The following is an 18,238-nucleotide window of genomic DNA, read 5'->3' as shown; positions in this document are numbered from 1 at the left end:
TAGGCCCACTAAACCTCACTCATTTGTGATTGTCTGGCGCAATAATGACCGACTGCATAAACAATGAACAAAGATAAACACACCCTACCCCTTTCCCCTGAGTCAACTCCGGAGTTATAACGCGCATGCACGCCTTCACCCAATACGTTTTCAGACACTGCCTTTTGATGCTCCCGTTACTGTGGCTGGCCGCCTGTACTGCCCAACCGCCAGCTTCACAAGCCATCGTTGAGGCCCCGGTGAAACTTAAGCTGGGGGAAGGCTTTTCCAGCCCTATCGGGTACTATGAAAGCACACCTCGCTTTTCCTGGCTGCTACCGCAACAGGGCCAATCAGATTTCCAGACCGCCTACCAAATCCAGGTTTCCGGCCAAACGTTTACCAATGCCGACACCGCTGCGGATTTGTGGGACAGTGGCAAAGTTTTTTCCAGCCAGACGTCGTGGCTGGATTATCAGGGCAAACCTTTAAAATCTCGTCAAAAGGCGTACTGGCGGGTGCGATACTGGAATGAACAACAGCAGGCTTCAGACTGGAGTGACACCCAGGAGTTTGAGTTAGGGTTGCTTGACAATACCGACTGGCAGGGAAAGTGGATTGGCCACCCGGACACCGCATTGTTAACCCAGCCCACCAAAGAAATTCTGGCCACCCCGCAATATCTGCGAAAGACCTTTCGGGTAAACAGGCCAGTAAAGCAGGCGCGCCTTTATGTCACTGCCAAAGGGGTGTTCAAACCTTTTATTAACGGCAACATTGTTGCCCCCAACGATGTGATGACTCCGGGCTGGACCCCGTATCAGCGGCGTATTGAAACCCTGACCTATGACATTACCGAAAATCTGACTTTAGGTGAAAACACTCTGGCCGCCAGCCTGGCGGGAGGCTGGTACTCCGGGCGTATTGCCAATCTGATGGATATTGATCACAAGCTGCCGCCGCGCTTTTTGGCCCAGCTTGAAATCGTCTACCAGGATGGCAGCAGCCAGACAATTGTCACCGATGAGAGCTGGAAGAGTTCCCAGGCCGGGCCTATCCGTTTTGCCAGTAATTACGATGGCGAGCGCTACGATCAGGCGATGGAAATGCCAGGCTGGAACGCAGCCGGATTTGATGATGCCAGCTGGCAGGCTGCAATCAGCGAGCCCCTCGACCCGCAGGTTCTGCTGCGCCCCAAACGGCATGATCCCATCCGAATGACACAAACACTTCCGGCCGTTTCCGTAGAAGTGACCGGACCCGGTGTGGCAGTGTTTGATTTTGGCCAGAATATGGTTGGTGTTCCGCACATTTTGGTGCCAGCAATTGCAGGGCAACCGATCCGCATTCGCTTTGCCGAAGCTTTGCACAAGGGTGAGTTTTATACCGACAACTACCGCAGTGCCCACTCAACGGACTACTATCTGCCAGCCAAAACCGGGCAGATTGAGTACCAGCCAACCTTTACCTTTCATGGCTACCGCTATATGGAAGTTTCCGGCTTTGATTCATCGCAAGCGCCTTCAACTGACTGGGCCAATGCGCTGGTACAACACTCTGACATCCGGCTCTACAATAATTTTTCCAGTTCCAGCGCCAAGCTGAATCAGCTATCGCAGAACGTTGTCTGGGGCATGCGCAGCAACTTCTACGACATTCCTCTCGACTGCCCGCAGCGTGACGAACGCCTCGGCTGGACCGGCGATGCCAATGCCTTTCTTACCCCTTCCATGTACATGGCCGATGCCTACGGTTTCTGGTCTGCGTGGTTACAGAGTGTGCGCGAGGAGCAAAACGAACAAGGGATGGTCCCGCTGTACATTCCCTATGTAAAGTGGATCACCTGGGCCTCGTCGGGTTGGGGGGACGCTGCCACCATCATCCCCTGGGAACTCTACCAGCTGACCGGCGACCTCAGCATTCTGCAAGACAATTACGCCATGATGCTGGGCTGGCTCGACTACCACAAAAGCCAGAGCGAAAACCACATCTCGCACATGAAAACTTTTGGTGACTGGCTGCAGCCCTACCCGGTGTCAGAGGCGGCCAATCGTGGCGACACCGATTTCAGCCTGATCTCCACCGCGTTCTACGCCCGCTCCGTGCAACTGACTGCCAAAACCGCACAAGCGTTAGGCAAAACCGATAAAGCTCGGCAACTAACCGAGCTTCACAGCGACATTAAGGCCGCCTTTCTGGCAAAATTCTTCGACGATCAATTGCTGCCTAAGTCAGGCCACGCGACACAAACCACTTATCTGCTGGGACTGGCGTTTGAGCTCTTCCCCACCGGGCAGCGAGAGATTGCCCTGAACCATCTGCTCGGCCTGCTAAAGGCATCCGACAACCATTTGCGTACCGGCTTTTTGGGCACTTCACTGCTTGCCTCGGTGTTGCAGGACGCCGGACGCAGTGACCTGATCTACGATTTACTGTTCAAGGAAACCTACCCTTCGTGGTTCTATTCCATCAACAACGGCGCCACCACAACCTGGGAGCGCTGGAATTCGTACTCCCTTGAAGACGGGTTTAATCCACAGGGCATGAACTCTCTGAATCACTATGCCTACGGAACCATTTCCCGCTGGTTCTATGAAGGGATCCTGGGCGTTACCCCTGCTGAACCGGGCTTCAAACGCATTAGCATTGCGCCACAGTTTAACCAGCGCCTGTCCGCGGCGAGCGGTCAGGTCCCGACGCCCAATGGTCCGGTCAGTATTGACTGGAAAATCACCAACCAGACCCTTATTCTGGACGTAACCATCCCGCGCAACACGGAAGCGGACCTGTCCCTGCCCGATGTGATGCCTGGCACCGTTACCGTTAATGGAACGGCAACAGATGGCGAAAACTTCCATGCCATGTCACCGGGTCGGTACCGCATTGAAGCCAAACTGAGCAACATTTGAGGTGACTATTAGATGATAAAACCAATAATTGGCACACTACTGTGTTCGGTGCTCGTTGCCTGCAGTACCCATTATACCGCTACCACTGAAGCGGCTGGGCAATCAACGCCATACGCACCAGCAATGAATAGTGCCCAGCGCGTATTCGCCGAGCAGGATGGCATGGTGGTCATTGAGGCTGAACACTTTAGCGCCCAAGCTTTGGCTGATGTACGGCGCTGGACTGTTTTTGATGCAGACACACCCGTTTCACACGGCCTGAATGATGCAGATTTGCCGCACCCTGTGGATGCCAGCAACGGCGCATACATCGAAATTCTGCCGGATACCCGCACTAATCACGATGAAGTTCTTATAAGCGGTGAAAACTTTTCCGCCCAACCTGGGGTAATGGGCGTGCTCTCCTACCCGATACAATTCAGCCAAACCGGCCGCTACTACCTGTGGGGGCGGGCTTTCAGCACCGGCAGCGAAGACAACGGTGTGCACTTTGGCATTGACGGCAGCTGGCCGGAAAGCTCGCAGCGCCTGCAACTGTGCGAGGGCAAGAACAGCTGGACCTGGTCGTCGCAACAGCGCCGACCGGACAACCACTGCGGTACCCCCTCAACCCTGTGGATAGACATTGACCAACCGGGTTTGCATCATCTGATGGTGTCCATGCGGGAAGACGGATTTGAACTGGATAAGATCATTCTGGCCCTGGACCCGGGTTTTATTCCAGCAGGAATCAGCCTTGGCGAAACTCTCTACCAGCCCAAAGCACTGCCCCCCAAAACCGCCTATAAACAGGTTCTGGAATACCGCAAAATTCTCGGTGCAGCCGAGCTCTTCGAACCCGATCCGCAACATGCCTTTGCCCTATACCACGACAAAAATCGCGATGTTATGGCAGTGAATGCTGTCAAGCCCGATGCCCGCGACAAGTTCTTTCGATGGAACTTCACAGTTCCAACCCCTGAAAAAGGCAATAACCGCAAGCGAAGTGTGACCTATGCCAACGCTCAGCTGGTAACCCTGGCAGAAATCGACGGCGAGTCCAAATACCGGGTTTGGTTGAATAACCAGTTACTTGCAGAAGTGCAGAATCCTGAAACCAACACCGACTATCAGGAAATCTACTTCCCGCTCGGAGAATTAACCCTAGCCCCCGGAGACGTACTCAGTGTCGAGTCCATGGCAGTCACTAACGGTAAAATTCCGGAGAATGGCGGTACGGCCTTCGCACGAGGACGCTGGCGAGGCCTGGTGTTGAACTGAACCACCGCCCATTTATCACACACAAAAAACAACAAAAGCAATGCCCACTATGACTAATGAACAATGCTCCGGCCATTACCGCTTTTTCTGGCAGAATGCCCGGTTATCCTTTATCACCGCCTTGCTGTTGCTGCTCAGCACAGTTGGCGGATTATCCAAAGCCCTGGCAGGGGGAGAAGATGCCCGGCCGTCGCGCCCCAACATTCTGTTCATCCTGGCGGACGATCACCGTTGGGATCTGTTGGGGAACATTCACCCTATTATCAAAACCCCCAACCTCGACCGGCTTGCCGAGCAAGGTACCTATTTCAGTAACGCCTTTGTGACGACGCCCATTTGTGCGTCAAGCCGTATCAGTATTCTTACCGGGCTCACAGAACGTACCCATGACTTTACCTTTGGCCGCCCGCCAACCGGTGCCATAGAGTCGCAGAATGTTTACCTCAAATTACTCAAAGACAGTGGTTACCGTTCCGGTTTTGTCGGCAAATACGAAATCAAACTTTCAGGAGACGACAGCGAACGCTTCGATTACTTTTACCCCCTGCTGCATTCGAAAACCAACGAATATCAGGGCAAAGAGCTGCCACAGACTTACTATATTACCCAGTTAACCCAGGACTTTATCGAGTCTTCAGCGGGAGACCAACCCTGGGCAATTGCGGTGAACTTCTGGAACCCCCATGCTCTTGATAGTGATAAGGAAAACCAGTACCACTACCCTGCCGAGTTCGAGAACTGGTATGCCGATGTGACCATCCCTCCAGCGAAATTATCCGACGATGCCTCGTTTGAACAATTACCCGAATTCCTGCAGCAGTCCATTGGCCGGGTTCGCTGGGAATACCGTTACGCCAATGAAGCCATGTACCAGAAAATGGTTAAGCGCTATTACCGTGCCATCAGTGCAGTGGACCAGGGCGTAGGCATGATTTTGAAGACACTGGAGCAGTCCGGCATGGCTGACAACACCATCGTCATCTACACCAGTGACAATGGCTACAACGTTAATGAACGCCAACTGGCTGGTAAATGGTTTGGCTGGGAGGAAGATTTGCGCATACCACTGATTGTGTATGACCCGCGCAAGCCTGCCTCGCACGGCAAACAACGCAGCGATTATGTGCTGAATATTGATTTTCCGGCCACCATGCTCGACCTAGCGGGCATACCAGCACCGGAAACCTACCAGGGCGAAAGCTTCCTGCCCATGCTCGACGGGCAAACCCCACCCAGCTGGCGCCACGAATTTTTCTTTGAACACATGTACCAGCCCAAGCGGGTGTCCATTCCCCCTATGGCGGGCGTGAGAACGCAGGACTGGAAATACGTGAATTTTTATAAGCACGGCCATCAACAGCTCTACAGCCTCAAGGCCGACCCGGATGAACGGGAGAACCTGGCGCAATTACCGGAGTATCAGGGCATACTGAACACACTGAGCCAACGCACCGCGCACTACATCGAACGCTATGAGAACCAGCGCAGTGAAGAAGTAAAAGCCCGTAAAGACTTTGTGAATCAACTACCTGCTCACGGCGCGCCCTGAACTGGCGCGGCCTTAACAGGCGATAGCTGGACCAACGTTATTGAAACTAAATAGTTATCAATTAGCGCTCAAACTTCAAATCGCTGCTTGATTTTAGGCATCTTTTTGCCGCTGGCTGCGATGCGGCCCAATATTTTGAACAGCAATACCATCTCAAAAATGTAGTAAGCCACCATAAAGGTGATCACATTTGCATTGCTCGTATTGGGGATGCGTAAGAGGTCACAAATCCCATCTATAACCTGGGCAAGTACCGTCGGGTAGCTGGTATGGGAGATCCCACCGGTTTCCAGGTAAAATTGTTCCGCACTTTCATAGGTTTTAATAACCTCACCGGCATCATTAGTGAGTTCGATCTTTTTGACCAGTGCGTCCGGCCCGGCAATATACCAAACCAGACTTTCCACTTGGTACTGCAACATATGGGCGAAAGAATGCAGATAACTGACGGCAACGGAGGTGTAATCCGCAAGGAAAATTCCGCCCATAAAGGCCACCCCCAGCATGGCAACAGAAGCGGGTACAACGGGCAATCCCGCGCGAATGATGAACAATGAAATCACGGTGTATGTCTCTCCTGAAGAGTATTATTTTTAAGCCCGTATTATACGAACTTCCCGTAAATTTCAAAAAAACAGGTGATATGCGCGTTTAATCGCCAAACCTTACCGGTTCAATAAAAAGCGGGGCCAACCGACCCCGCCTTTTTACTGCCCGAAAATATCAGAGCCGTTGTCTCTTATCCGCCCAATGCTGAATAGCAGATTCACATACTCAATTGAAGTGAGTACTTACCTGGCAAATATTCAGATTGCTCGCCGCCGGGCACAGTGACGAGTGCCGTGGTGTTATCGGGGATTTCAAATGTCCACTCTACGCCACCATCAACCCGTTTCCATTTGCTGACAATTGTGCCGTAACCGGTCGTGTAAGATACGTTTGAGTACTCCAAATCGCCAGGGAATACCGGGCTCAGCTCAAAGCGCTGGAACCCTGGCTCGTCTGCCAGCGGGCGAATACCCCCCAGCCCCTCATAAAACCAGCCATCGTAACCACTGTGGAACGGGTGGTTGAGGGAAAACCCTGGGCCGGATTTGCCGGTTGGGTCTGCGTACGGGTCAAAGAAACCCTTGCGTTCCCAAAGAGTTGTCGCCTTCAGTTCGTTAAACAGGTAATCGTAGCCCGGGTACCCCTTGGCTTTGAAAATATTGAATGCGGTGTCGCCATAACCGTTGTCACTGAGGGCTCGATACAGATAGGTTTGCCCCAATGCCCCCACTGCACCATGGCCGTTCCAGTCGTTCTCCACATTGTCCTTCAGCGCATCGGCAACCTTCTGGCGCAGAGGCTCAGGGGCTATGCCAAATCGCAATGCCAGGGCATCGGCGGTCTGGCTGCCATAGTGGCCGGTTTGCGGGTTGTAAAACTCCTGATTGAACTGGTCACTGATGTTGTCAAACAGGGCGAAGAAATGCGCAGCCTGTTCCGTTTTCCCCAACAACGTGGAGATCTTCGCCATTAAATCGGCCGAGTGTGCAAAAAACGCCGAACTGGTGATGGTGGGCACCGTATGCTGCGGGCTGCAGCGCCCGTTCACCCGTGGCGTACCCGGAACTCGCACAGGATCGCACCAGTCTCCGTAACCGATACGAATGAGGTCATTTTCCATTACATTCTCACCGGCTTTCATGTACTCAAGCATGCTTTCGTACTGGTCCTGCAGTAACCGGATGTCACCGTGGTGGCGATAATGCTCCCAGGCGATGATGACCTCAGCCGCAGCCCAGTCGTAATTACCACCGTGCGAGCGTTTGCCCGGCACTACCGCGGGAGCAACGTAAGCTGAGGTTTCGAAATCCCGCACGTACTTCTGCCACAGGTTTTCCATGTTGAAGTTGTAGTTGCCGGTAATAAGCGCAGCGTGGGCATCACCGGTCCAGCCGGCGCGTTCACGAATCGGGCAGTCCATGGGCAAGCTCATCAGGTTGCCTTCATAGCTCCAAAGCGCCATCTCGTGGATGCGGTTGAGCATCGGGTCTGAACTTTCAAAACTGCCCGCACGCTCTACGCTGCTTCTTACCAAATGTGCGGTAATGGCATCCAGAGGCGGCTGCTCGTCCAGCCCCCGTACTTCAAGGTAACGGAAACCGTGCCAGGTAAATGTGGGTGTCCAGCTGCCCTGGTCATCGCCACTGGCGATGTAGGTATCCACCTGTGATAACAGCGGGGCACCGCCGCCACTTTTCTGGCTCATGTAGCCTTCAGCGTCCATCCATTCGCCGTAACGGAAATGTACCGCCTGCCCTTTGCTCAGGCCCAGGCTGGAAATGTCTACCGTGGGGATACCAGTAAAGTTCTGGCCAAAATCGTACACCCAAACGTTCGCTTCAGGGCTGGTGATCACAACCGGTTTCACTTCTTTGATAGCTTTAATGGCAGGTAGCAATTGCGGCTCCAGTACTTCAGTAGGCCACTCATTGAGTACTGCCACCGGCTGCCAGTCGCTGACATCTGCGCCCTGTTCATTCCACTTTGCTACTGCGCGGTTAGCGTCGTACAGCTCACCGGAAAAAATGCCTTCTTTCAGAACCGGCGAAGCGTGGCTTAACCAGTTCTGGTCAGAAACCACCAGCTGTTGAGAGCCATCGTCATAGGTTAGTTCGAGCTGGGCGATGAACGCAGGCTGCCCATAGCCAAGGTAATAATTTCGCTCCGGTTTGGAGAACGCAATAAACTCATGGTACCAGCCACTGCCCAGATGCACCGCAATGGTGTTTTGGCCAGAGGCCAACAGCCCAAGCACATCGTCGGTGTTGTACAGAATACGCTTGTCGAAATCGGTCTGGCCCGGGTCCATAATGCGATCATCAACTTTTTCGCCATTTATAAACACTTCGTAATAGCCTGCAGCAGTGCTGTGCAGACGGGCACTCACCAGCTTTTTCGATGTTTCGGTAGTAAAGTCGTGGCGAAACAGGCCTGCGGTCGCCTCCTCTTTAAGCTGGGTAATAACTCTTTTCTGGGTTTCCACTTTGTCCGGGCGATGCATCGGATTATTCAGATCCGCCGCAAAAGTCATCCATTCTTCAACTCCATCACCTTCGTTTACAACCTCAGGGTTAGCAACCTGAACCCATTTCGCCTGCCAATCAGTTTTGTTCACCAAACCCATTTCCCAGTAGCCTGTATTGCTCCAGCCAGAGCCGGATGGCAGCTCTTCAGACCAAACCTTTACCCGCCAGTAAACCGGTGCCCGGGCGGCAAGAGGCTGGCCCTGATACAAAATATTAACCGAGCGGCCAGAGCTGACTTTGCCACTATCCCAGTAATCCGGTGCTCCACTTTGTAGCACAGACTCAGAACTGGCGACCTGGATCTGATAGGCAGACTGCTTTTTCACATTTGCGTGCCAGGACAACGCAGGCCGACTGTGGTGAACGTTAAAAGGCGACTTGAGGCCTTCGGTTAGCAGGTTATCAGGCTGAGCCGCACTTGCGCTCTCCTGAATCTGCGCACCGCACGCAACCAGCATGCCTGTAAATAGAAGAACCAAACTCAATCTCATTTTCATCTCACTAAATTGGAACAGAATTATTTTAATCTGGGCAGACCTTCGCAAGTGCTACTCTTCCAGCACCATCAGTTCAATGGACTTAAACTGCACCGTGCTGTTTTCTGCCTGTATGGCGATATAGCCTGATTGCAGGTGGCTGCCTCCGTACAACGGAGTCAGTGACTGCGACTTTTCATCCAGTACAGGCTGGCTGTATTCCAGCACCAACTCACCATTTACAAAGTGCCTGATGAGCTCATCACCATGAACTTCAACCTCCACATTCACCCACTGATCACCGCGATAGGTTTCAGAACTGGAGTTGGTGCAGTGCTTGGTCACCAACTCGCCTGCAAGTGTCACGTGGGAGTTTGGCGTGCACAGATTGGCCGTGGGCCTGGATTCGGTATCCGCATTGGCACCCAGCAGTTGCACTTCCAGGCTGGCCGGGAAGCGTTGCGCCAGCGCCATGCTTTCAGGGGGCTGGGAGTGGATCATAAAGCCATTATTTTTCCAGGCGTTTTTATAGCCCGGTAACTGCTGCTCCAAAAACCGGTAAGTCGCACGCAGTTTGTAATGTGAGTAAGGGGTTTGATAGAACAGGTGACCAAATTCGAAGTTGAAATTCTCGTACTGATCATAATTCGTGGTGAGGTAACCGTCCTGAACCCGAAAAGTATTTTTGTAATTATCGCCAAGTGGGTAGCCTGCAAATTTCGCCACCCAACCGTCCAGTGACTTACCATCGAAAATGGGCATCCAATTATGTTCTTCAGCCCGGGCGCTGCATGAAAGTAATACGCTACCCGTGATCACGAGAGCCTGAAACCAGTGTCTGGTTAAGTAATTGTCCCTCAAAGCACCTTTTCCTTTAGCAGCCTTGCCGCATAGTCTGCCGCTCTGGCAGTAATCGCCATATAGGTAAGTGAAGGATTTTGGGTAGCACAGGACGACATGCAGGCACCATCGGTGACAAACAGATTGGCTACATCATGAGATTGCGCCCATCTGTTCAACACCGATTTGGTTGGGTCATCGCCCATGCAGGCACCACCCATTTCATGGATCCGGCGCCCTACTGGCATGGGCTGATCATCTGGAATGGGTTTTATTTTAATGTCGCGGCAACCACCAGCCTGCAAAATTTCTTCAATATCGACTGCGGCTTGTTTCGTCATTTTACGTTCGTTTTCCCTGACCATTGCATCAATGTGCAACACGGGCATACCCCACTGATCTTTCTTGTCCGGCAGCAACGTAGCTTTGTTGTCGTAGTAGGGCAGCATTTCACCGTACATTAACGCCTTGAAACGCCAGGGGCCGGGTTGTTTAGCCTGCATTTTCACTGTTTCGCCAATACCGATTCGCCGAGCGGTGGTGCCAGTGCTTGTGCGGCTGCTCGCGGTTGTCTGGTAACCGTACCCCCGGACAAAATCCACTCCGTCTTTTTGCTCATGCCGAAAGTTAGGGATGTAGGTTGCAATCGGTCTGCGCCCAAACGAATGCTTGTCTTCAAACCCGGGCACTTCTGCATCCGCAACCACGCCAGTAAAGTGGTCCATAATGTAGTGCCCCACCGCACCGCTTGAGTTGGCAATGCCATTGGGGAAAGCCTTGGATTTGGAATTCAGCAGAATTTGCACCGTTCCCAATGCCGAAGCACACAAAAACACTACCCGGGCGCGGTAGCTGCGTACTTCTTTGCTGTGAGCATCAATTACCGTAACGCCGGACGCTTTTCCAGTCTGCTCGTCATAATTAACACTCGCAACAATGGCGTCGGTAACCACGGTTAGGTTACCGGTACGTTCTGCCGCCGGCAGCGTTGCAGAAAGGGAACTGAAATACCCCCCGAACATACAGCCTCGGCGGCAATAAGAACGGGCCTGACACTGGCCGCGGCCGAGCTTGAGTTGTTCTTCCGTAGGCTCAGTGATATTGGCCGCACGGCCTATGATCAAATGACGATCGGTGTACTTTTTGGCAATGTTTTTGGAAACGAACTCCTCTGCGCAACTCATCTCCCAGGGCTTTTGAAATACGCCATCAGGTACTTCTTCCAGCCCATCCTTGTTGGCCGATACGCCAATAAAGGATTCCACATAATCGTACCAGGGCGCCAAATCCTGGTAGCCAATGGGCCAGGGCACACCGTGGCCATCTTTGGCGTTGGCTTCGAAGTCCTTCACTCCCCAACGCAGTACCTGGCGGCCCCATGTCAGTGACCGCCCGCCCAACTGATAACCTCTAATCCAATGAAACGGCCTGTCTTCCGGAAAAGAATAAGGATGCTCTTTGTCATCAACAAAGAACTGAATGTTGGACGTATTAAAAAACGATTGGCTGTTTCTTATCGTCTTATAACGGTTCTGTTCTTCGAGCAACTCAGGAGGCAGCCCGAAGTTTTCAAGCTCCCAGGGCGCTTTGAAATCCTTATATTCAGGGCCCCGATGATCGACTTTACGACCCCGCTCAAGAACCAGGGTTTTGAACCCCTTCTCGCAGAATTCTTTGGCTGCCCAGCCTCCGGTTATTCCAGAGCCCACTACAATCACATCGTATTCGGGCTTCATAAACGGCCTCTCTTATGAATCGCTTTCAGTTCATCTTCAGTCACGCAGCCTTTAAACCCTCCGGGGACCAAAACGAAGTCCGGGTTTGCCTCTTTCGAAGAATAATAAACGTGAAAAATCATCTCCTTCAGCGCCCGATAGCTGGCAAACAACACAGAATCAGCCTCGCGAAAGGCCGCTTTATCAAGTTGTTGTATGAGAGATTGTCGCTGCTCGAGCGGTAACGAAATGTAAGGAGAAGCGAGGGTATCCATGGCCTGTGAATCAATGCTTTCCAGACAGGCCGGAAACTGACGTTTGGTTTCCTCACCCGCCCAGGTCATCATCAGTTCATCCAGTAGCGAAGCAACGTGCACATCTGAAGCGCCCGGTGTATCCGTTCGTGGGATCATGATCTCAGCCACATCATTGAGCACAGTAAGCTGCCACGCTGTGAAGAATTTGCCATCCCTGGCGACATGAAACAGGCGAGTTGCGGGGTTCATAACAGTTGACAGCACCGGCGCCGTCACCAGGTACGCCATGGTGCCGATAAAAACCCTACGGCTAATTTGGAATTCGCTCATAACTTCCCTTTTTTAAAACTCAGACCGTTGAGTTTCATACCCGAAGAAATTGGTGAACTGCCAACCCACTTGCATCAATCCGCAAAGTACTGCCCAGCCTTGTAGCTATTTTTAACAAAATATACATATCCGAACATCAATTCAAGCACAAACAGTCAAAATCAATTATCTAAAAGCATTCACCGACCTAAACTTGGAGCCACAAAAAAGCACAAAATAAACAAGCATATAAAACACAATGACTCACTAAAATGCCCATTTACACTGAACGTTAACTGTATTTTTTTTGTAAAAAAATCGTCGACAGCGCTATGCAATCAACATTAAACTCATCAAAACACTCATTAAAAATCATAAATAATCAACAGGATCACTATGCGTGGATTTTTTATCGCCCTGATATGTACCCTGAGTTTGCCAACTGCAGTTCACGCGGTAGAGTCTTGCAGCAAAGCGTTACCGGGCGTAAGCGTTCAGTTGCATTCTGTGCGTGAGACCCTCAGTGAAAATTTTAAGGACACACTGACTGCGCTGGCGGAGATGGGATTTGAAGCAGTTGAATTTGCCGGCCGTTACGGCCCCTATGCCGATGACCCGCAGGGTTTAAAGGCCTTTTTGGACTCGTTGGGGCTTAAGGTCAGCGGCGCTCACGTGCCGATTAAGTTGCTGCGCAGCGAACAGGCAGATAAAAGCCTTGATTTTTTGAAAGCTATTGGGGCCGAACTGTTGATCATTCCCCACGATGCAAGAGTGGATAACCCCGATGAGATTGATGCGCTGATAACGGAACTGCGGGTTCTTTCTGCCCGCGTGAATGCAAAGGGCATGCTGCTGGGTTACCACAATCACTCCAAAGAGTTTAAGCCATTTAATGGCACAACTTTCTGGGACCACCTGGCCCAAAATACCCCGCCGGAATTTGTGTTACAGCTGGATGTGGGCTGGGCAAATTATGCTGGTGCAGACCCCATTGATTACGTTAAACGCTACCCGCACAGAACACTCACCACCCATTACAAAATCCGCACACGGGAAGAAGACAAAGACAAGGGGTTGCCTGTGATCATGGGAGAAGACAATTTTGACTGGCAAACGCTCATCAAAACTAACATGAGTGTTGGTGATACTTCCTGGCTGGTGGTTGAACAGGAAGAATACCCGCAAGGCTTTACCCCGCTCCAGGCTGTAAAAGCGTCCAAACAGGGGCTGGATAACATTCTCCGTGATCTTCGTTCGGAGTGCGAATAATGTTCCTAACAAAATGTTTTGCACGTTGTAGCCCCCTCGTTTTCACTGTGCTGCTGACATCCGCCTGCACTGCCGCGCAGGCGTCAACCGAAGTCCCGAATCAAGTACAGAACAGCACGCCCAACATTGTGTTTATTTACACAGACGATCAGGCAGCGTGGGCGCTGGGTCGAAATGGCGAAAGCCAGGCCATTACTCCCAATCTGGATAAACTGGCCGCAGAAGGGATGTACTTTCCGAACGCGTATGCCAATACTCCAGTGTGCAGCCCAGCCCGCGCCAGCCTGTTAACCTCACAATACGGCTATGAGCTGGGCATAGATGACTGGATTAACGACAACCTCAAGTCAAAAACCCTCACAGGGCACCAGCCCGATCTTGGTCTGGATCCAAAATACGAAACCTGGCCGGAAGTGCTGGAGCGGTCCGGTTACCGTACGGGGTTGATCGGTAAATGGCACCTGGGCGAGTTGCCCAAGTATCACCCGACGAAGCACGGCTATCAGGAATTTGTCGGATTTGTAGAAGGCGGCACTTCGCCTGAGAACCCGGTTCTTGAAGTGGAAGGAAAAACAACCCCACACAAAGGGCTAACCACCGACATTCTCACTGACTACGCCATTGAATTTCTGGGCAAGCATCAAGGTGAAAAGTTCGCACTCTCTTTGCATTTACGCGCACCTCACTACCCGTTCGCACCAGCTTCACCGCAGGATGAAGCGCCGTTCAAAGATATGGCTATTGAGGTGCCCCACCCCGATTACCCGGACTTGAATATTGAAAGGGCACACAAGCTTAAGCGTGAATACCTAGCGAGCGTTAAAGGTATTGACCGCAATATCGGCCGCTTGATGGATACGCTGGATGAACTGAATTTGCGCAGCAACACGCTAGTAATTTTCACTTCAGACCATGGTTACACAATTGGGCAAAACGGCATATGGCATAAAGGTAACGGTTTCTGGCTGCTGAATAAGCCCCCCGCCGGCACTGACAATGTGCCCAGAGGGCAGCGGCCCAACCTTTACGATACCACCGTCAAGGTTCCGTTGATTGTACGCTGGCCCGATGCGATTGAAGCCGGCACAGTTAACCCTTCAACCATGTCGAATCTCGACTGGTTTCCTACCTTGGTCAGCATAGCCAACGGTAAAGCCAGCGACGACAATGTCATTCGGGGGCAAGACTACCTCCCAGCGTTTTTAGATAAGACCAAGGTGTTGTCGACCGACTACTATGGGGCTTACACCACTCAGCACCAGTCGTTAACACAAATGAGAATGTACAGTGACGGGGCTTATAAATTAGTGCGGGATTTCAAAAACCCTGAAAGAAACGAATTTTATGACCTAAAACAGGACCCGTTGGAAACCACCAACCTGCTGAAACAGGCACTGAGTAAAGAACAACGCAGTATCCTGAAAGCTCATGATCAGATCATTCATAGCAAGATGCGTGAAACCAACGACCCTGTGCTGACCCAGTACACCGCTATAGAAGTTCGCCAGGGAAATTGATAGCCATTGCCGGATTCACTTACAATTTGTGCCTGAACGACAATTTTCGTTTTACGCAATGACAGAGGTATTGATGATTTCCTGGCAACTACTGCAATTTTCCGAACTGAGCACCGAGCAGTTGTACACTATTATGCAACTTCGAGTGAATGTATTTGTGGTTGAACAGAACTGCCCGTACCCGGAACTCGATGACAAAGATAGCAAAACCGGTGTGTACCACCTGCTCGGTTACCAAAACAACGAACTGGTGGCCTACGCCAGACTGCTGGCCCCCGGCATCAGTTACCCCTCAGTTAGCATCGGCCGGGTAGCCACCCGCCAGTCTTCACGAGGAACCGGCCTGGGCCATGAGTTAATTCGCCAGGCACTCCACCATTGCGATTCCATTTGGCCCGGCCAAAGCATTGAAATTGGTGCTCAGGCCTACCTGGAAGATTTTTACGCACAATACGGCTTTGTTCGAAGATCGGAAAACTATCTGGAAGATGGGATCCCGCATTTGGATATGCTGCTGGGTAAATAAAAAAGTAGCTGATTAAAATTAGGGCTGAAAAACCCGGCTAAATTTTAGACTAGCCTCAATAGTATTGCGTACTGTTTGATGAAAAAGCAGGCCAACTAGCCTATGTATTGGAGTTCGGCATGGCCACTAGCATTATTGCTAACTGGCTTGTAGCTATTATCCTTAATAGGGGATAATGTTGACATTATCCCTTTGTGGGTATAATTTGTTCTTTATCCCCTTCTGGGTATATTCAATTAGGCGCATCAATGATATTCAGCCCAAAGCAACTTGCGGATTATCTTAAACTGATCCGGACTCAAAACAATTGGTCACAGGCCGAGGTTGCCCAACGTGTCGGCGTGAAGCAAAGTACCATTTCCAATTTTGAAAATGATCCTGATCGCTGCCAGATGCAGACATTTTTCAAAATTCTTCAGGCCTTAGATCTGACGATAAGTGTCGCACCGAACAAAAATCAGCAGGCGACACAGGATGAGGATTGGTAATTGGCAACACTGCAACTGTATCTGAATCAAGCGCACATTGGTGAACTCATCATGCGCAATGATGGCGCACACCAATTGCATTACGCATCTTCCTGGTTAACTCACCCCAAAGCCCGCCCCTTATCACTGTCTTTGCCACTGCAGAAAGGGCGTATTACCTCAGAACAGGTATACAATTATTTCGACAATTTACTGCCAGACTCTCAACGCATTCGTGAGCGCATCGTAAAGCGCTTCAACGCTGCCTCCAGTCGTCCGTTTGACTTATTGGCACAGGTAGGACGAGACAGTGTCGGTGCGCTTACTATATTGCAGGACTCTTATCCTCAGCAGTCCCCATCATTGGATTATGAGCAACTGAGGGATAAACGACTGAAGGCGCTGCTACTCGCTTATCAATCGGACATGCCTTTGGGTATGGCTGAGGAAGAAGAACTCAGGATTTCGGTCGCCGGTGCACAGGAAAAGACGGCGTTATTAAACATTAATGGTCAATGGTGTGTACCAAAAGGACTGACGCCAACAACGCACATCATCAAGTTACCCATCGGGCAGATTAAAGGGCCGGACTTCACGCTGGATTTAAGTGATAGTGTAGAAAACGAATGGCTGTGTATCGAACTAGCCAGAGAGTTGGGATTTGCTGTACCTGCGGTAGACATTGTTCGGGTGGATGAGGTTAAGGCACTTGCGGTCGAGCGCTTTGATCGACGTTGGACAGCAGATAAGAACAATATCCTGCGCTTACCGCAGGAAGACATGTGTCAGGCGCATGGCTTGCCACCGGCAATTAAATACGAGGCAGAAGGCGGGCCTGGCATTGAGCAAATAATGAAGTTGCTGATGGGTTCAAGTAATGCACTCGCCGATCGCGATGCATTTATGCGATTCCAGGTTTTTCAGTGGTTGATAGGCGCAACGGACGGTCATGCAAAAAATTTCTCCATCTATTTAGAAGCCGGTGGAGCATACCGGTTGACGCCTTTCTATGACATTCTGTCAGCGTACCCGATAACGGGGGGGCAAGGATTACACCTGCGGGATTTAAGTCTGGCGATGGGACTTACGGCGACAAAAGGTAAAAAGCGGAAGATTGATCAGATTTTCCCGCGGCATTTCGTTGCCACAGCCAAGTCCGTTGGTTTTGATCCCGCAAGAATGCAAAGTATTATGCTGAAGTTTGTTGATGAACTTCCTGTGGCAATAGAAAAGCTTAAACGTCGCATGCACGCCGAAATTCCCGACAGCATTCAAACAGCCATTTTTGAGCAAAGCTTGATGAAACTGGAGCGGCTAAAATCGGCACCAATGTAGAACGTTAGAAGTCCTGTGGATCAGTTTTGGGTGCAAATCAACATTCAAAAGTATCGTCATCTAATTCGCTAGGGTCTCACCAAGTCGATTGAATGCTCTACGCGCAAGTCTAGTTCAATGCTCCTAAATGCTCTCAAAACCGCCCTTTTGCGACCAACCCACATTTCTATAGAAAAAATATGATGCAAATTTGGGTTCAAAAAGTCCTTAAAAATAACAAGAAAATTTCTCATCAATAACTATCTGACTTTCATAGTTTTTCTACCCCTGGAAAAAATCACAACGCATTGAGTAGACCCCTCCAACTCAGCGATGCGGCGTTGATAATCATCTGCGTTCATACGGTTAGTATCTCGCCTTAACGTATTGATTACCCTGTATTCTTCAGACTATTTCGTGATCGATAATCGCTGTTTATGATCCCCGGTTATAAGCCGGAAGCCTGATAGGGTAAGGGCCTGTGGCCCACCACATCGTAACCGGACAACAACCAGTTGAGTTGCTGTTCATCCAAAGACAGGTGCGGCAGGTCGGGGGGTAATCCTCCCATTTTTAACTGACGCTAAAAGTAGAAGTTATGCTGCCATCAAAGGTGGTTTTCCACCGTTGGCTTTGTGTGGTCGTTCGTGATTGTAAAACCACAGCCACTTCGTTGTATAGTCCTGCACCTCTTCGATTGATTCGAACAGGTGCTTACTGACCCAGCTGTAACGCATTGTTCGGTTGTGACGTTCGATGTATGCGTTTTGCTGAGGC

15 protein-coding genes are annotated in these 18,238 nt (G+C 51.0%); 8 read left to right on the top strand and 7 right to left on the bottom strand.

Translation table 11 applies throughout. The features are described from left to right. The first annotated feature begins 167 nt into the window (after window positions 1-167). The 3 genes from DXV75_RS09020 to DXV75_RS09010 are packed head-to-tail and all read left to right on the top strand — an operon-like array spanning window position 168 to window position 5,697. Window positions 168-2,888, top strand: coding sequence for an alpha-L-rhamnosidase (locus DXV75_RS09020; protein WP_115593323.1), 2,721 nt, complete (start codon window positions 168-170; stop codon window positions 2,886-2,888). Between the two features lie 12 nt (window positions 2,889-2,900). Then, on the top strand, window positions 2,901-4,148 hold the full coding sequence (locus DXV75_RS09015; RefSeq protein ID WP_115593089.1) for a hypothetical protein: 1,248 nt from the start codon (window positions 2,901-2,903) through the stop codon (window positions 4,146-4,148). A 49-nt stretch (window positions 4,149-4,197) separates the two neighbouring features. Beyond that, the gene (locus tag DXV75_RS09010) at window positions 4,198-5,697 is read left to right on the top strand and encodes a sulfatase family protein (RefSeq protein ID WP_115593088.1); all 1,500 of its coding nucleotides are present in this window, start codon (window positions 4,198-4,200) and stop codon (window positions 5,695-5,697) included. 68 nt (window positions 5,698-5,765) lie between these two features. Here the strand turns inward: DXV75_RS09010 and DXV75_RS09005 are convergent, their stop codons facing one another. The 5 genes from DXV75_RS09005 to DXV75_RS08985 all read right to left on the bottom strand — a co-directional run bounded on the left by DXV75_RS09005 (window position 5,766) and on the right by DXV75_RS08985 (window position 12,389). Next, the gene (locus DXV75_RS09005) at window positions 5,766-6,260 is read right to left on the bottom strand and encodes a hypothetical protein (protein ID WP_115593087.1); all 495 of its coding nucleotides are present in this window, start codon (window positions 6,258-6,260) and stop codon (window positions 5,766-5,768) included. Window positions 6,261-6,463: 203 nt separating this feature from the next. Further along, window positions 6,464-9,262: a family 78 glycoside hydrolase catalytic domain gene (locus DXV75_RS09000; RefSeq protein WP_245953157.1), complete on the bottom strand. Its 2,799-nt coding sequence runs from the start codon at window positions 9,260-9,262 to the stop codon at window positions 6,464-6,466. 57 nt (window positions 9,263-9,319) lie between these two features. Next, window positions 9,320-10,009, bottom strand: coding sequence for a 3-keto-disaccharide hydrolase (locus DXV75_RS08995; protein WP_115593321.1), 690 nt, complete (start codon window positions 10,007-10,009; stop codon window positions 9,320-9,322). A 95-nt stretch (window positions 10,010-10,104) separates the two neighbouring features. Beyond that, a complete protein-coding gene (locus tag DXV75_RS08990; protein ID WP_115593086.1) occupies window positions 10,105-11,823 on the bottom strand; it encodes a GMC oxidoreductase in 1,719 nt (572 codons plus the stop codon). Beyond that, on the bottom strand, window positions 11,820-12,389 hold the full coding sequence (locus tag DXV75_RS08985; RefSeq protein ID WP_115593085.1) for a gluconate 2-dehydrogenase subunit 3 family protein: 570 nt from the start codon (window positions 12,387-12,389) through the stop codon (window positions 11,820-11,822). The genes DXV75_RS08990 and DXV75_RS08985 overlap by 4 nt, the downstream gene beginning before the upstream one ends. 375 nt (window positions 12,390-12,764) lie before the next feature. Between DXV75_RS08985 and DXV75_RS08980 the strand changes: the two genes are divergently transcribed. The 5 genes from DXV75_RS08980 (at window position 12,765) to DXV75_RS08960 (ending at window position 17,482) form a co-directional block, all read left to right on the top strand. Further along, window positions 12,765-13,637, top strand: a complete 873-nt coding sequence (locus tag DXV75_RS08980) for a sugar phosphate isomerase/epimerase family protein (protein ID WP_115593084.1) — start codon at window positions 12,765-12,767, stop codon at window positions 13,635-13,637. Further along, window positions 13,637-15,154, top strand: a complete 1,518-nt coding sequence (locus DXV75_RS08975; protein WP_115593083.1) for a sulfatase family protein — start codon at window positions 13,637-13,639, stop codon at window positions 15,152-15,154. Before DXV75_RS08980 ends, DXV75_RS08975 begins: the two co-directional genes overlap by 1 nt. Before the next feature lie 73 nt (window positions 15,155-15,227). After that, window positions 15,228-15,680, top strand: coding sequence for a GNAT family N-acetyltransferase (locus tag DXV75_RS08970; RefSeq protein WP_115593082.1), 453 nt, complete (start codon window positions 15,228-15,230; stop codon window positions 15,678-15,680). Between the two features lie 248 nt (window positions 15,681-15,928). Further along, window positions 15,929-16,168: a type II toxin-antitoxin system antitoxin HipB gene (hipB, locus tag DXV75_RS08965; protein WP_115593081.1), complete on the top strand. Its 240-nt coding sequence runs from the start codon at window positions 15,929-15,931 to the stop codon at window positions 16,166-16,168. Further along, on the top strand, window positions 16,169-17,482 hold the full coding sequence (locus DXV75_RS08960; protein WP_115593080.1) for a type II toxin-antitoxin system HipA family toxin: 1,314 nt from the start codon (window positions 16,169-16,171) through the stop codon (window positions 17,480-17,482). It abuts the gene before it with no gap. Between the two features lie 427 nt (window positions 17,483-17,909). Here DXV75_RS08960 and DXV75_RS17275 read toward each other — a convergent pair whose 3' ends face one another. Both DXV75_RS17275 and DXV75_RS08955 read right to left on the bottom strand, forming a co-directional pair. Further along, window positions 17,910-18,032 carry a hypothetical protein gene (locus tag DXV75_RS17275; protein ID WP_281268912.1) on the bottom strand — a complete coding sequence of 41 codons (123 nt, stop codon included), beginning with the start codon at window positions 18,030-18,032 and terminating at the stop codon, window positions 17,910-17,912. Window positions 18,033-18,057: 25 nt separating this feature from the next. Then, on the bottom strand, window positions 18,058-18,238 hold a 181-nt coding region (locus DXV75_RS08955; RefSeq protein WP_147291817.1), incomplete at its 5' end, for an integrase core domain-containing protein.

Source organism: Alteromonas aestuariivivens (assembly GCF_003367475.1).
Lineage (GTDB): Bacteria > Pseudomonadota > Gammaproteobacteria > Enterobacterales > Alteromonadaceae > Alteromonas > Alteromonas aestuariivivens.
This window is presented reverse-complemented; position numbering and strand designations above follow the sequence as displayed.